The sequence below is a fragment of the Micromonospora sp. NPDC005087 genome (assembly GCF_042872965.1).
GTDB lineage: Bacteria > Actinomycetota > Actinomycetes > Mycobacteriales > Micromonosporaceae > Micromonospora.
Window position 1 is genome coordinate 253,493 of record NZ_JBIALB010000009.1, and the last position, 12,924, is coordinate 266,416.

The window sequence follows — 12,924 nt, forward strand, 5'->3', positions numbered from 1 at the left end:
GACCGCCGTGCCCGTTGAGGAGTGCCGTGCCGTCCACCCTGCTCTCCCGCCGCGACCTGGACTTCCTGCTGCACGACTGGCTGCGGGTGTCCGAGCTGGTCGAGCGCCCCCGCTACGCCGAGCACTCCCGGGAGACCTTCGACGACGCCCTCGACCTCGCCGAGCGGGTCGCGACCGAGCAGTTCGCACCGCACAACCGGGCCGCCGACCTCGCCGAGCCGACCTTCGACGGGCAGCGGGTACGGCTGATCCCGCAGGTCCGCGCGGCGCTGGACAGCTTCGCCGACACCGGCCTGCTCACCGCCGGGCTGGACGCCTCGGTCGGCGGCCTGCAACTGCCGCACGCCGTCGCGGCGGCCTGCTTCACCTGGTTCCAGGCCGCCAACGTCGCCACCTCGGCGTACCCGTTCCTCACCCTGGGCAACGCCAACCTCCTGCTGGCGCACGGCAGCGCGGAGCAGGTCGACACCTACGTACGACCCATGCTGGAAGGCCGGTTCTTCGGCACCATGTGCCTGTCCGAGCCGCACGCCGGCAGCTCGCTCGCCGACATCACCACCCGCGCCGAGCCGCAGCCGGACGGCACGTACCGGCTCTTCGGCACCAAGATGTGGATCTCCGGCGGCGATCACGAGCTGGCCGAGAACATCGTCCACCTGGTGCTGGCACGGATTCCCGGCGGCCCGCCCGGGGTGAAGGGGATCTCGCTGTTCATCGTGCCGAAGGTGCTGGTCGGGCCGGACGGCTCGCTCGGCGACCGCAACGACGTGGCGCTGGTCGGGCTCAACCACAAGATGGGCTTCCGGGGCACCACCAACACCCTGCTCAGTTTCGGTGACGGCGGCCACGCCCCCGCCGGTCGCCCCGGCGCGGTCGGTCATCTGGTCGGGCCGCCGCACCAGGGGCTGGCCCAGATGTTCCACATGATGAACGAGGCGCGCATCGGGGTGGGCGCCGGCGCCACCGCGCTCGGCTACACCGGCTACCTCAAGAGCCTGGCGTACGCCCGCGAACGGCCGCAGGGCCGGCCGGTCGGCGCCAAGGACCCGGGCACGCCGCAGGTGCCGATCATCGACCACCCCGACGTACGACGGATGCTGCTGGCTCAGAAGAGCTATGTGGAGGGGGCGCTGGCCCTGGTCCTCTACTGCGCGCGGCTGCTCGACGAGGAGAAGACCGCCCCGGCCGAGGCCGACCGCGAGCGGGCGCACCTGCTGCTGGACGTCCTCACCCCGATCACCAAGAGCTGGCCGTCACAGTGGTGTCTGACCGCGAACGACCTGGCGATCCAGGTGCTCGGAGGGGCCGGCTACACCCGCGACCACGACGTGGAGCAGCACTACCGGGACAACCGGCTCAACCCGATCCACGAGGGCACCCACGGCATCCAGGCGCTGGACCTGCTGGGGCGCAAGATGACGATGCACGGCGGCGCCGGGCTGACCCTGCTGATCTCGACGATCCGCGCGACCGTCGACGGGGCCGGACAGGCCGGGGGTGAGGCCGCCGAGCTCGCCGACCGGCTGGCCGACGCCGTGGATCGGGTCGTCGCGGTGACCCGCCGACTGTGGGCCGACGGTGACCCGGTGCTCGCGCTGGCCAACGCCAGCGTCTACCTGGAGGCGGTCGGGCACGTCGTGGTCGCGTGGATGTGGCTGGAGCAGGTGCTGGCCCTGCCGCCGGAGGGGTCCGGCGACACGTTCCACGCCGGCAAGCGGCAGGCCGCGCGGTACTTCTTCACGGTCGAGCTGCCCCGCACCGGTCCACAGTTCGACCTGCTGGACAGCCGGGACCGCACCACGCTGGACATGCCCGCGGACTGGTTCTGAGCGGCCTCGCCCTCACCGTCGGCGGGTCTGGTGGTGCATCGCCTGCCGCCCCTTGACCACACCCAGGATGATCACGATCACCAGCGCGATCAACCCGATGATGATCAGCCAGCGGACCGCCTCCAGGATCAGCCCGAGCAGGATCAGCACGCCGGCGACCACGCCGACAACCCAGAGCAGCGCGCGCATGTCCACCTCCGGTAACCGGTCGCGCCCGCGGCGGCGACCTCCCGGTCACCTTCCCGATCCGGCCGAGATCATGCCGGAGCGCCGCGCCGGCTCAGCCGGCGGTGCGGGCTGGGCCAGCTCAGCCCGCGCTGCGCGCGACGTAGACGGTGTTGGCGGACTGGCCGCCGGTCAGCGGGTTGGCGAACGGCACGACGTGCGCCCGCGCGGTCGCGAACACCTCGGTGAGCGCCGCCGTGAACTCGGCGTCCGGCGGGTCGTCCGACCAGAGCGCGAAGACCCCGTCCGGGCGTAGCAGGGCGGCCAGGCGCCGCAGCCCGTCCGGTGCGTAGAAAGCGGCGTGGCTGGGGTGCAGCACGTTGCGCGGAGAATGGTCGACGTCGAGCAGTACGGCATCGAACCGTCGCCCCGGCGCCTCCGCGTCGAACCCGGCGTCGCCGGCCACGGCGGCGAAGAAGTCGGCCTGGACGAACCGGGTCCGCGGGTCTTCGGCGAGCCCCGCCGCGAACGGCAGCAGACCGCGACGGTGCCAGTCGATCACGTCCTCGATCGCCTCCACCACCAGCAGCGACCGCACCCGCGGGTCGTCCAGCGCGGCGCGGGCGGTGTAGCCCAGACCGAGGCCGCCGACCACCACGTCGAGCGTGTCGCCGGCCAGCTCGGCCAGCCCCAGCCGGGCCAGCTCGATCTCCGCGACCGGGAAGAGGCTGGACATCAGGTACTCGTCGTCGAGCTTGACCTCGTACACCTCGACCTGGAGCGCCGGGTCGCGGCGCCGACGCAGGCTGATCGCGCCGATCGGGGTTTCCCGCCAGGCCAGCTCCTCGAAACGCGTGCCCACGGGTGCCCTCTCGCCGCCGGATTCGTCCCCGGATGGTACCGGCCCGACCGGCGCCGGCCACGCAGGGTCCACGGGACATCGACGCAGCGCATATCCTGTGCCGGCCGATACAGCGGGAAGGGATCTCATGCCGTCGCGGCAGGACCAGCTGCACTCCTACCAGTTCAGCGTCCAGCGGGCGGTCGCCGCCCTGGTGATGCGCGAGACCGATCCGGCCCAGTCGCCGTTTAGGCGGCTGGCCGGCGCCGCGCTGGCCAGCGTCCTGGTCGCGGCGATCGGGCTGGGCGGCTCGGCGCTCTACGGCCTGTTCGCCGGCGGCGGCAGCGGCTGGCGCGACCCGGGCGCGGTGATCGTCGAGAAGGAGTCCGGCGCCCGCTTCGTCTACCGCGAGCAGAAGCTGCACCCGGTGCTCAACTACGCGTCGGCGCTGCTGATCGTCGGCGCGGACCGGTCCAAGACCGTGCTGGTCTCCCGGCGATCCATCGACGGCGTGCCGCGCGGGCTGCCGCTGGGCATCGCCGACGCGCCGGATTCGCTGCCCGCCCCGGGCCGGTTGGCCACGGCCGCGTGGACGGTCTGCTCGACGATCCTGTCCGGCGCGGCCGGCGAGGCGCCCCGCTCCGCTTTGCTGATCGGCACCGAGCCCGGCGGTGGCCGGCCACTCGGAGAGGACGCGCTGCTGCTGCGCCACCCGGACGGCGGGCTGCACCTGGTCTGGCACCAGCGGCGCTACCTGATCCGCGACCCCAGCCGGGTGCTGGCGGCGCTGGCCACCACCCGGGCCCGGGCGGTCCCGGTGGCTCCCGCCCTGCTCAACTCGCTGCCCGCCGGCGTCGACCTGGCCCCGCTCGCCCTGCCCGATCTGGGCGGACGCGCCTCCGGGGTGCCGGGCGCCACGATCGGTCAGGTGTACCTGGTGCGCAACTCCGGCGGCGGTCGGCAGTACGCGGTGGCACTCGACGCCCGGCTGGCCGGGATCACCGAGTTGCAGGCCGGGCTGTTGCTGGCCCGCACCGGGCAGGGTGAGCCGGAGCCGATGACGCTGGGCCGGTTCGCCGCGCTGCCCACGGTGCCCGACCTTGCCCCGAACGGTCCGACTGCCCCGCCGCCGGCCCCACCCCGGCTCGCGGCCGGCGACGACGGGGCGCTCTGCGCCCGGGTCGGCGACGACGGCGGTACCGGGGAGGTGCGCTGGGGCGTACCGCTGCCGGACCTCGCCGCCGTGCCGCGGACCGCGCCGACTGGCAGTGCCGTGCTGGCCGACCACGTGGTGGTGGAGCCGGGGCGCGGCGCGGTGGTCGAGGCCGCCGCGGCACTCGGCGCGTCCGGCGGCGCGGTCTCCGTGGTCACTGACCTGGGCCGGCGGTACGTGCTGGCCGACCGGGACGTGCTCGCGATGCTCGGCTACCGCGACGTGCGCCCGCTGCGCCTGCCGGCGGGTCTGGTCAGCCTGGTGCCGGCCGGCGCGACCCTCGACCCGGCCGCCGCGAAGGCGGTCGCCGCCCCCGCCTGACGTTGCCCGGTGGGTCCCGGGTCAGGCCGCCGGGCGGCGCAGGATGCTGACCGCGAAGGGTGCGTCGTCGCGCCACGGGCGCAGATCCCAGGTGGCGAAGCGGTGCTCCAGGCGCAGCCCGGCGGCGACCGCGTCCGCGTCGAACGCGGTCAGCGGGTAACCGCGCTCGGTGCCGAAGCCCACCGCCAGCACGCCGTCCGGGCGCAGGTGCCCGGCGAGCCGGCGCAGCACCTCCGGCTCGGTGCCAGCGGCGACGAAGGCGAGTACGTTGCCGGCCAGCACCGCGGCGTCGAACGGCTCGGCCTCACCGAGCGCGGGCAGGTCCAGCTCGGCCAGGTCGGCGACCAGCCAGTGCGGGCCCGGGAAGTCGGTGCGGGCGGCGGCCACCAGCGCGGGGTCGGCGTCCACCCCCACGACGGTGTGCCCCCGCTGAGCCAGCGCCGCGCCCACCCGGCCGGTGCCACTGCCGGCGTCGAGGATCCGGCAGCCCGGCGGGACCAGGGCGTCCACCAGCCGGGCCTCGCCGGCCAGGTCCGCTCCCTCGGACGCGAGCTTCCGGAACCGGTCGATGTACCACTGCGAGTGCTCGGGTCCGGTGTCGGTCGCCCAACGGGTCGGCTTGGCCATGTGGCCACCGTAACCGGGCCGGCGGGGACGCGACGGGCGACCCGGGGGAGCGGGACCCGGGTCACCCGCGTCATCGGCCGGCGTTCCCGCCGGCCGATGACGCCGGGCTTGCTCAGCCCTTCTCCGCGCCGGTGGTCAGCCCCTCGGTGAGTAGCCGTTCGCTGGAGAAGAAGAGGATCACGATGGGCAGGGTGAGGACGACCGACCCGGCCATCAGCACCGTCTTGGGCACCTCGACCCCATCGGCGAGCAGGGACAGGCCGAGCGACACCGTCCACCGGTCCGGCTTGTCGACCAGGAACAGCAGCGCGAAGAGGAACTCGTTCCAGGCGATCATGAAGTCGTAGAGCGCGACCGCCATGATCGACGGCATGGCCAGGGGCAGGCTGACCCGGCGGATGATGCCGAGCCGGCCGGCGCCGTCGATCGCGGCGGACTCCTCCAGGCTGACCGGGATGGTCTCGAAGTAGTTCTTCAGCATGTAGACCGAGACTGGCAGCGTCTGCGAGATGTAGACGAGCACCAGGCCGAACAGTGAGCCGCGTAGCCCGGCCCGGGTGAAGACCACGAACAGCGGGATCGCGATGACGATCGACGGGAACAGGTAGACCGCCAGGAACAGGAAGTCGACCTGCCGCCGGCCGAAGAACCGAAGCCGGGCCACGGCGTACGCCCCGGGGATCGCCACCAGCAGCGTGAGCAGGGTCGCGGCGACGGCGACCAGGCCACTGTTGCGGATGAAGGTGAGGAATCCCTGGCCGCCGTCGTCGGTGGCCTTGAGCACCTCGGCGTACGTGGCGACGGTCAGCTCACCGAAGCCGACCACCAGTGAGCCGGGGTCGAGCAGCAGCCGCTCGATGGGGCGTACCGAGAGCATCAGCATGTAGTAGAAGGGAAAGACGGTGATCACAAGGAACGCGGCGATCACCAGGCGGCGCAGCCAGCGCAGGCTGACCGTCTCGACGAGATCGCGGTCCATCAGCCGACCCTCCGTCCGAAGAAGCGCAGGTAGATCAGCACGAACACGATCAGCACCACGGCCAGTACGACCGCCTGCGCGGCGGCGGCGCCGATGTCGGTGCGCGCGGTGAGGAACTCGTACACCCGCACGCTGACCACCTCGGTGCCGGCCGCCCCGCCGGTGAGCAGGTAGACGTCGTCGAACTTGTTGAACGTCATGATGAAGCGCAGCACGCCCAGCAGGGCGATCACCGGCAGCAGCTGCGGCAGCAGGATGTACCGGAACCGCTGGGTGGGGGTGGCGCCGTCGACCCGGGCGGCCTCCTCCAGCTCGCCGGGCACCGCCTGGAGCCGGGCCAGCAGGAACAGGAACGCGAACGGGAAGTACCGCCACGCCTCGAACACGATCACCGTGGCCAGCGCGGTCGACTCCTGGGACAGGAACGGCACCGGGGCGTCCCAGCCGAGCAGTCGCCGGCCCCAGTCGTTGACGATGCCGAGCTGCGGGTCGAGCATCACCTGCCAGACGAAGGTCACCGCGACCACCGGCGCCACGTACGGCAGCAGCATGGACGCCCGCACCAGGGTGCGACCGCGGAACGGCCGGCGGACCACCAGGGCGGCGACCAGGCCCAGCAGGATCGACCCGACGGTGCCGCCGAGGCTGTAGACCAGCGTGGTCCACAGGGTGCTGGCGAAGCCGGGGGTGTGCAGCACCCGGTCGACGTTGTCCATGGTGAACTCGCCGAACAGTCCGGTCTTGCGCAGCGTGGCGAGCCGGACCCGCTGGAAGGCGAGCACCACGGTCCAGACGATCGGGATGCCGATGACGGTGATGGTGACGAGCAGGGTCGGGGCGACCAGCGCGAGCCCGGCGCGGGACTCCCGACGGCGCAGGGTCAGCGGTCGGCGGCGGGCCGGCGCCGGTCGCTCGCGGGTGGGCGAGCGACCGGCGCCGGGTGCGGTGGTGGTCAATTGACGCCCGCCTTGATGGCGTCGACGTCCTTCTTGGCTCGCGCTGCGGCGGCCGCCGCGTCGGACTTGCCGGAGATGACGTCGTTCAACGCCTTGGGCACCGGCAGCTCGCCGAGCATGGCGCCGACCAGCTTGCCCTGCCCCTGGCCGAGCCCCCAGCGTTGGAAGGTGTCCGGGCTGCGGCGCAGGGTGGCCAGCACCTCGTCGCCGTATACGTCCGCGAGGGGCTTCTTCGCGTCCACGCCGGCCTGGCTGGTGTTCCAGGCGGCGAGGTACGCCTCGGGCTCGGCCGGGGTGCCCTTGCGCACCGGGAAGCGGCCTTCGGGCGACATGCCGAACCAGCGCGGGTAGCCGTCGCCGAGCATGTACTCCACGAAGGACTTCGCCGAGTCGGTCGCGGCGCCGTCGAGCACCGCCCAAGAGCTGATTTCGCCGTACTGGGCCGGTTCGGTGCCGTTCGGGCCCTTGATCGCGGTGACGAATCCGCTGTTCTTCGCCAGGAACGACGGGTCGGCCTGGCACTGCGGGCAGGTCGGCTTGGCGTCGTTGCGCAGCCCGGCCAGCTCGTCGAGGATGAACGGCGACCAGACCACCATGGCCGCCTTCCCGGCGAAGTAGGTGGCGCGGGTGGTGTCCACGTCCTGCGCGCCCTTGATCGAGCTGGTCCGGATCAGGTCGCCGTAGAAGCGGAACGCCTCGACGCACTGCGGCGAGTCCAGGGCGACCTTGCCGGCGTCGTCGTTGAGCTGGCAGCCGTTGGCCAGCGCCAGGTGCTCGAAGGTCTGCTGGGTGAACACGTCGCTGGGGGCGGTCGCCGCGGTGATCCCGGCGACGCCGCCGGTGTTGAGCCTCGCCGCGGCGGCGGTGATCCGCTCGTACGTGTCGGGGGCGGGCAGGCCGGCGGCGGCGAAGAGGTCCTTGCGGTAGACGAGCAGTTGCCCCCAGCCGTCGCTGGGCACGGAGAGCTGTTTGCCGTCGTCGGAGGTGAGCTCCAGCGCGCGGGGGGAGAAGGTCTGCCGGCCGAGCGTGTCGACGATCTCGGTGTTGGCCGAGGCGTGCAGCAGTTCGTTGCCGGCGAGCGTACGGATGCCGGCCAGGGAGACGGAGCCGACCACGTCGGGGAGGTCGCCGGCGGCCGCGTTGGCGGCGATCAGGGAGGGGAACTGGTCCTCGTTGACGGTGACCAGTTCAACCTGGACCCCGGTCTTCGCGGTGAAGTCGGCGATGATCGCCTTGGTGGCGGTGACCCGGTCGGCCACGTCCTCCAGGCTCCACACGGTGATCTTTTTGCTGTCGCTGTCCGGTTCGTCGTCGCCGCAGGCCAGCAAGGTGCATGCGGTAAGTGCCATGATCAGGGTGGTGGCGAGTATCCGCCTCGGAGGTGTTGACATCGGTGGCACTCCTCTCGAAGGGTACATGAAGGATTCAACGCCTTCAATTGATCAATAACAAGACATATAACGATTTTTTGCCTATCCTGGAGCCCAGTGCTACCGGGATGTGACTCATGGTCAACTGGGTTGTCTCTCTCGCGGGGCCTCGACGGATCAGCCTCGAGCCCTGCCCGCCGGATCCGCTCGGCCCCGGCCAGGTCCGGGTGCGCACCTGCTACTCCGGCATCTCGGCCGGCACCGAGCTCACTCTCTACCGGGGCAGCAATCCACGACTCAGCAAGGACTGGGACGACGCCGCGCGGATGTTCGTGCCCCGGCAGACCCCGGTGCCCTACCCGCTGATCGGCTTCGGCTACGAGGAGGTCGGCGAGGTCGTCGAGGTGGCCCCGGACGTCGCCGACCGGCACCCGGGGCAGCTGGTCTGGGGCATCTGGGGGCACCGCGCCGAGGCCGTGCTGGCCGCCGGGGCGGTCCGCCCGTTGCCCGCCGGCCTGGACCCGCTCGCCGCGGTCTTCGCCCGGCCGGGCGCGATCGCGCTGACCGCCGTGCTCGCCGGCGACCTGCACCTCGGCGACTGGGTCGGTGTCTTCGGGCAGGGCGTCATCGGGTTGCTCGCCACCCGGCTCGCGGTGCTCTCCGGCGCGCGGGTGGTGGCGGTCGACCGGATGCCCGGCCGGCTGGGGCACGCCGCCCGCTACGGCGCCCGGTCGACGGTGGTAGCCGGCGCGGAGTCCGCCGCCGCCGTGCTGCGGCAGGCCACCGACGGCCGGGGCGCGGACGTCTGCCTGGAGCTGTCCGGGGCGTACCCCGCGCTGCACGAGGCGATCCGCTCCACCGCGCACGCCGGCCGGGTCGTGGCCGCCGGCTTCTACCAGGGCCAGGCCGACGGACTCGGCCTCGGCGAGGAGTTCCACCACAACCGCATCCAGTTGGTGGCCGCCCAGGTCTCCGGCCCGACCCCCGCGCCGAGCATGGCCGGCCGGTGGACCGGTGACCGAGTGGCGCAGACCTTCATGGAGCTGGTGGCTGAGCACAGCGTCGATCCGTTGGCGCTGGTCAGTCACATCGTCGACGCCAGCGCCGTCGCCGACGCCCTCGCGCTGCTCGACCGCGGCGCCGGTGACGTCCTTCAAGTGGTGCTGAGGTTCTGATGACCACCATCGCGCTGGCCTGCCAGGAACAGCTCCTGCCGGGCACCGACCTGATCCAGAAGTACGCCCTCGCCACCGCCCTCGGCTACCAGGGCATCGAGCTGCGCGGGCGCGGCGACCTCGCGTTCGCCCGCCGGCTGCCCGAGCTGCGCCGGGCCCGCGCCGCCGGGGTGGTGATGCCCACTGTCTGCGTCGAGATGGACCACTTCATCGGCGACTTCGACCCGGCACGGTCCGCCGACGCGGTGCGCAACCTGTGCTCCCAGCTCTCGGTGATCGCCGAGTTGGGCGGCGTCGGGGCGATGACGCCGGCGTCGTGGGGGATGTTCTCCCGGCGGCTGCCGCCGTTCGAGCCGCCGCGCCCGCCGACCGGCGACCGGCAGGTGCTCCTGGACGCCCTCGGCGAGCTGGGCGAGCACGCCCGGGCCGAGGGGGTCACCCTCTTCCTGGAACCCCTCAACGGGTACGAGGACCACATGGTCAACCGGCTCGACGAGGCGGTCGCGCTCTGCGCGGCGGTCGGCCTGCCGTCGGTGCGGGTGGTCGCCGACACCTTCCACATGAACATCGAGGAGGACGACGTGCACCGGGCGTTGCGTGCCGCCGCGCCGTACCTCGGGCACGTGCAGGTCAGCGACTCCAACCGGTACCAACCCGGCGCCGGGCACCTCAACTGGCCGGCGCTGGTGCGGACCCTGCTGGAGCTGGACTACCGGGGCTGGCTGGCGCTGGAGTGTCGGCTGCGCGGCGACCCGGTCCGCGCCCTCCAGCAGGCCGCCACGGTGCTGCGGCACGCGCTGCCCCGGCGGGCTGCGGCATGACCGCCGACGCCCTGGCCCGCACCGGCGCGCCGTCCGACCTCGCCGGGCTGCGCCGACTCGCGGTCGCCACCCTCGACGCCAACTGGGAGCACGACCACACGGTGCCCTCACGCACGCTCTACCCGCACCAGTGGAGCTGGGACTCCGCGTTCATCGCCATCGGGCTGGCCCAGGTCCGTCCCGAGCGGGCCTGGCGGGAGCTGGCGAGCCTGTTCCGGGCGCAGTGGGCCGATGGGCGGGTTCCGCACATCGTGTTCAACCCGGCGCTGCGGGTCGGCGCGTACTTCCCGGGGCCGGAGCTGTGGCGTTCGGCGACCGCCGAGGGGGCTCCGGCCGTCGACACCTCCGGCCTGGTCCAGCCGCCGGTGCACGCGCTCGCCGCGTGGCTGGCGTACCGGCGGGCGCCCGACCCGGCCGGCCTGGCCGCACTGCGCCGTCTCTATCCGGCGTTGGTGGCCCAGCAGCGCTACCTGGCCGAGCGGCGGGACCTGACCGGCGGCGGGTTGGCCTGCATCGTGCACCCGTGGGAGTCCGGCCTGGACAACAGCCCGGCCTGGGACGAGCCGATGGCCGCGGTGCCGGCCGAGGCGACGGTGATGCGCGCGTACCGCCGGCATGACACCGCGCACGCCGACGCCGCGCACCGCCCCACGGACCTGGACTACGCGCGCTACCTGGCGATCGTCGCCTCGTACCGGGATCGCGCCTACTCCGACCAGCATCTGGCCGACGAGCACCCGTTCCTGGTGGAGTGCCCGCTGTTCAGCGCGGCGTTCGGTGCGGCCGAGCACGCGCTGGCCGAGATCGCCGCGCTGGTCGGCGCCGACCCGGGGCCGCACCGGGCCCGTGCGGCCCGGATCACCGAGGCCCTGGTGCGCCGGCTGTACGACCCGGCCACCGGCACGTTCGCCCCCCGCGACCTGCGCACCGACCGGCTGGTCCCGGCACGCACCGTGCTGGGCCTGGCGCCGCTGATCCTGCCCGGTCTGCCGACCCGCCAGGCGGACGCGCTGATCGTGGAGGCCCGGTCGGCGCGCTTCGGGGTGGCTCGGCAGATGGACCGGCCGCTGCCCAGCCACGACCGGACCGCTCCGGACTTCGAACCGTTGCGCTACTGGCGCGGGCCGAGCTGGCTGAACGTCGGCTGGCTGGTGCGGCGCGGGCTGCTCACGCACGGGCACCCGGAGCTGGCGGCCGGGCTGCGCCGGTCCATGATCGGGCTGGTCGCCGGCGCCGGCTGCCACGAGTACTTCCATCCGGACACCGGCGCCGGGCTGGGCTCGCCGGCGTTCAGTTGGACCGCGGCGCTGCTGCTCGACCTGCTGGCCGAGGACGCCGGGACCACGCCGCACTGAGCACGTCGGTGCGTCGGCGTACGGTGTCCTCGTCCGACGACGCGAAGGAGCACGGTGCCCGAGATCGACAAGGTGGCCTGGATCCTCATCGAGGACGGGCGGGTGCTGAGCACACGCTCCCGGGGCAAGGATGTCTGGTACCTGCCGGGCGGCAAGCGTGAGCCGGGGGAGAGCGACCTGGACACGCTGCGCCGGGAGGTCGCCGAGGAGTTGAGCGTCGCGGTGGACGTCGCCGGCGCCGTGCACGTCGGCACGTTCACCGCCCAGGCGCATGGCCACGCCGCCGGCACGACGGTCCGCATGACCTGCTACCGCGCCGCACACGACGGCGAGCTGAGGCCGGCCAGCGAGATCGCCGAGCTGGCCTGGCTCGGGTACGCCGACCGGCACCGCACCTCCCCGGTCGACCAGGTCATCTTCGATCATCTGCTGGCGGCTGACCTGCTGCGCTGACGGCGCAGTTTGTCGGCACCGGCCGGGGGTAAGCGCCGGGGCGTGACCGACAGGGCGGGCGGCGGGCAGTTCCCACACTTCATCGACGCGGTGTCCCGGCGGTCCGGCCTGCCGGCCGAGCAGGCCGCCGCCATCGCCCGCGCCGTGCTCCAGACGATGGCAGAACGGGTGAGCGGTGGGCCGCCCGACCCCCTCGCCGGGCACCTCCCGGACGACCTCGACGGCTACCTGACCGACCCGGCCCCGCCGACCGTGACCGCCGGCCCGGACAGCGGCGTGGCCGGGCTGGACACCGGCCTGGACATCGGCGGCACGGCTGCGGCCCCGCCGGCGCCGGACGCCGGGCCGGTGGAGTTCCTCCGCCGGGTGGGTCAGCGCGCCGGGGTCGACCCGGCAACCGCCCGGACCGGCACGGGCGCGGTCTTCGCGACCCTGCGGGAGGCGGTGACCGTGCGGGAGTTCCGGGAGATGGTGGCGCGGTTGCCGCGCGATGGCGACGGCGATGTCACGCCGGTCCCGCCCGATCCGTATGGGGCCTAACCCGCCGCACAGGTGTGTTTTCGGTGAGACCCACTCCAGATCGTAGAAATTGCGGTATGCCTGACATTCGTAGCCCCGCGAACCGGTGTCGATCATCCGACGAATGGGCCGTCGAGCACACGACTCCATTGTGTTGAGCGGGAAATTCCACCACGCAAGAAACGATGTGCCGAAAAATTGGCCGCTGGCAGACGTGTTAGGCGAAAATTCACCGTTGCGCCAGGGGGATGATCGGACGATATTCGTCGTCCCTCGTCCGAGCCCGAGTCGACCCTTTGG

The 12,924-nt window shown here is 72.9% G+C and carries 13 protein-coding genes; 7 read left to right on the plus strand and 6 right to left on the minus strand.

What is annotated here, in order from left to right; translation table 11 throughout:
• The first annotated feature begins 26 nt into the window (after positions 1 to 26).
• Positions 27 to 1,829 carry an acyl-CoA dehydrogenase gene (locus ACFYPS_RS22155; RefSeq protein ID WP_387326626.1) on the plus strand — a complete coding sequence of 601 codons (1,803 nt, stop codon included), beginning with the start codon at positions 27 to 29 and terminating at the stop codon, positions 1,827 to 1,829.
• 12 nt (positions 1,830 to 1,841) lie between these two features.
• Here ACFYPS_RS22155 and ACFYPS_RS22160 read toward each other — a convergent pair whose 3' ends face one another.
• On the minus strand, positions 1,842 to 2,018 hold the full coding sequence (locus tag ACFYPS_RS22160; protein ID WP_355067416.1) for a hypothetical protein: 177 nt from the start codon (positions 2,016 to 2,018) through the stop codon (positions 1,842 to 1,844).
• A gap of 118 nt (positions 2,019 to 2,136) precedes the next feature.
• On the minus strand, positions 2,137 to 2,856 hold the full coding sequence (locus ACFYPS_RS22165; RefSeq protein ID WP_387326628.1) for a spermidine synthase: 720 nt from the start codon (positions 2,854 to 2,856) through the stop codon (positions 2,137 to 2,139).
• 127 nt (positions 2,857 to 2,983) lie between these two features.
• On the opposite strand from ACFYPS_RS22165, the gene eccB reads away from it, so the two are divergent.
• Positions 2,984 to 4,369: a type VII secretion protein EccB gene (gene eccB, locus ACFYPS_RS22170; RefSeq protein ID WP_387326631.1), complete on the plus strand. Its 1,386-nt coding sequence runs from the start codon at positions 2,984 to 2,986 to the stop codon at positions 4,367 to 4,369.
• A 21-nt stretch (positions 4,370 to 4,390) separates the two neighbouring features.
• Here the strand turns inward: eccB and ACFYPS_RS22175 are convergent, their stop codons facing one another.
• The 4 genes from ACFYPS_RS22175 to ACFYPS_RS22190 form a co-directional block, all read right to left on the minus strand.
• On the minus strand, positions 4,391 to 4,996 hold the full coding sequence (locus tag ACFYPS_RS22175; protein WP_387326634.1) for a class I SAM-dependent methyltransferase: 606 nt from the start codon (positions 4,994 to 4,996) through the stop codon (positions 4,391 to 4,393).
• Between the two features lie 112 nt (positions 4,997 to 5,108).
• On the minus strand, positions 5,109 to 5,975 hold the full coding sequence (locus tag ACFYPS_RS22180) for a carbohydrate ABC transporter permease (RefSeq protein ID WP_089021366.1): 867 nt from the start codon (positions 5,973 to 5,975) through the stop codon (positions 5,109 to 5,111).
• Complete coding sequence (locus ACFYPS_RS22185; RefSeq protein ID WP_387326639.1) at positions 5,975 to 6,931, minus strand: carbohydrate ABC transporter permease; 957 nt, start codon at positions 6,929 to 6,931, stop codon at positions 5,975 to 5,977. Before ACFYPS_RS22185 ends, ACFYPS_RS22180 begins: the two co-directional genes overlap by 1 nt.
• Positions 6,928 to 8,322: an ABC transporter substrate-binding protein gene (locus ACFYPS_RS22190; RefSeq protein ID WP_387326642.1), complete on the minus strand. Its 1,395-nt coding sequence runs from the start codon at positions 8,320 to 8,322 to the stop codon at positions 6,928 to 6,930. Before ACFYPS_RS22190 ends, ACFYPS_RS22185 begins: the two co-directional genes overlap by 4 nt.
• 116 nt (positions 8,323 to 8,438) lie before the next feature.
• On the opposite strand from ACFYPS_RS22190, the gene ACFYPS_RS22195 reads away from it, so the two are divergent.
• Genes ACFYPS_RS22195 through ACFYPS_RS22215 form a run of 5 tightly spaced genes read left to right on the plus strand, consistent with a single transcriptional unit; the run spans position 8,439 to position 12,645 of the window.
• Positions 8,439 to 9,476, plus strand: a complete 1,038-nt coding sequence (locus ACFYPS_RS22195; protein WP_387326645.1) for a zinc-binding alcohol dehydrogenase — start codon at positions 8,439 to 8,441, stop codon at positions 9,474 to 9,476.
• Positions 9,476 to 10,297, plus strand: a complete 822-nt coding sequence (locus ACFYPS_RS22200; RefSeq protein WP_387326648.1) for a sugar phosphate isomerase/epimerase family protein — start codon at positions 9,476 to 9,478, stop codon at positions 10,295 to 10,297. The genes ACFYPS_RS22195 and ACFYPS_RS22200 overlap by 1 nt, the downstream gene beginning before the upstream one ends.
• The gene (locus ACFYPS_RS22205; RefSeq protein ID WP_387326651.1) at positions 10,294 to 11,652 is read left to right on the plus strand and encodes a hypothetical protein; all 1,359 of its coding nucleotides are present in this window, start codon (positions 10,294 to 10,296) and stop codon (positions 11,650 to 11,652) included. The genes ACFYPS_RS22200 and ACFYPS_RS22205 overlap by 4 nt, the downstream gene beginning before the upstream one ends.
• Positions 11,653 to 11,706: 54 nt before the next feature.
• Complete coding sequence (locus ACFYPS_RS22210) at positions 11,707 to 12,105, plus strand: NUDIX domain-containing protein (RefSeq protein ID WP_354966713.1); 399 nt, start codon at positions 11,707 to 11,709, stop codon at positions 12,103 to 12,105.
• Positions 12,106 to 12,147: 42 nt separating this feature from the next.
• A complete protein-coding gene (locus tag ACFYPS_RS22215; protein ID WP_387326654.1) occupies positions 12,148 to 12,645 on the plus strand; it encodes a DUF2267 domain-containing protein in 498 nt (165 codons plus the stop codon).
• Positions 12,646 to 12,924: the final 279 nt, after the last annotated feature.

What these genes read in the sequence shown, in the direction of transcription:
- ACFYPS_RS22160 (WP_355067416.1), bottom strand. Translation starts at nt 2,018, where the DNA reads ATGCGCGCGCTGCTCTGGGTTGTCGGCGTGGTCGCCGGCGTGCTGATC.
- eccB (WP_387326631.1), top strand. Translation starts at nt 2,984, where the DNA reads ATGCCGTCGCGGCAGGACCAGCTGCACTCCTACCAGTTCAGCGTCCAG.
- ACFYPS_RS22175 (WP_387326634.1), bottom strand. Translation starts at nt 4,996, where the DNA reads ATGGCCAAGCCGACCCGTTGGGCGACCGACACCGGACCCGAGCACTCG.
- ACFYPS_RS22180 (WP_089021366.1), bottom strand. Translation starts at nt 5,975, where the DNA reads ATGGACCGCGATCTCGTCGAGACGGTCAGCCTGCGCTGGCTGCGCCGC.
- ACFYPS_RS22190 (WP_387326642.1), bottom strand. Translation starts at nt 8,322, where the DNA reads ATGTCAACACCTCCGAGGCGGATACTCGCCACCACCCTGATCATGGCA.
- ACFYPS_RS22195 (WP_387326645.1), top strand. Translation starts at nt 8,439, where the DNA reads ATGGTCAACTGGGTTGTCTCTCTCGCGGGGCCTCGACGGATCAGCCTC.
- ACFYPS_RS22200 (WP_387326648.1), top strand. Translation starts at nt 9,476, where the DNA reads ATGACCACCATCGCGCTGGCCTGCCAGGAACAGCTCCTGCCGGGCACC.
- ACFYPS_RS22205 (WP_387326651.1), top strand. Translation starts at nt 10,294, where the DNA reads ATGACCGCCGACGCCCTGGCCCGCACCGGCGCGCCGTCCGACCTCGCC.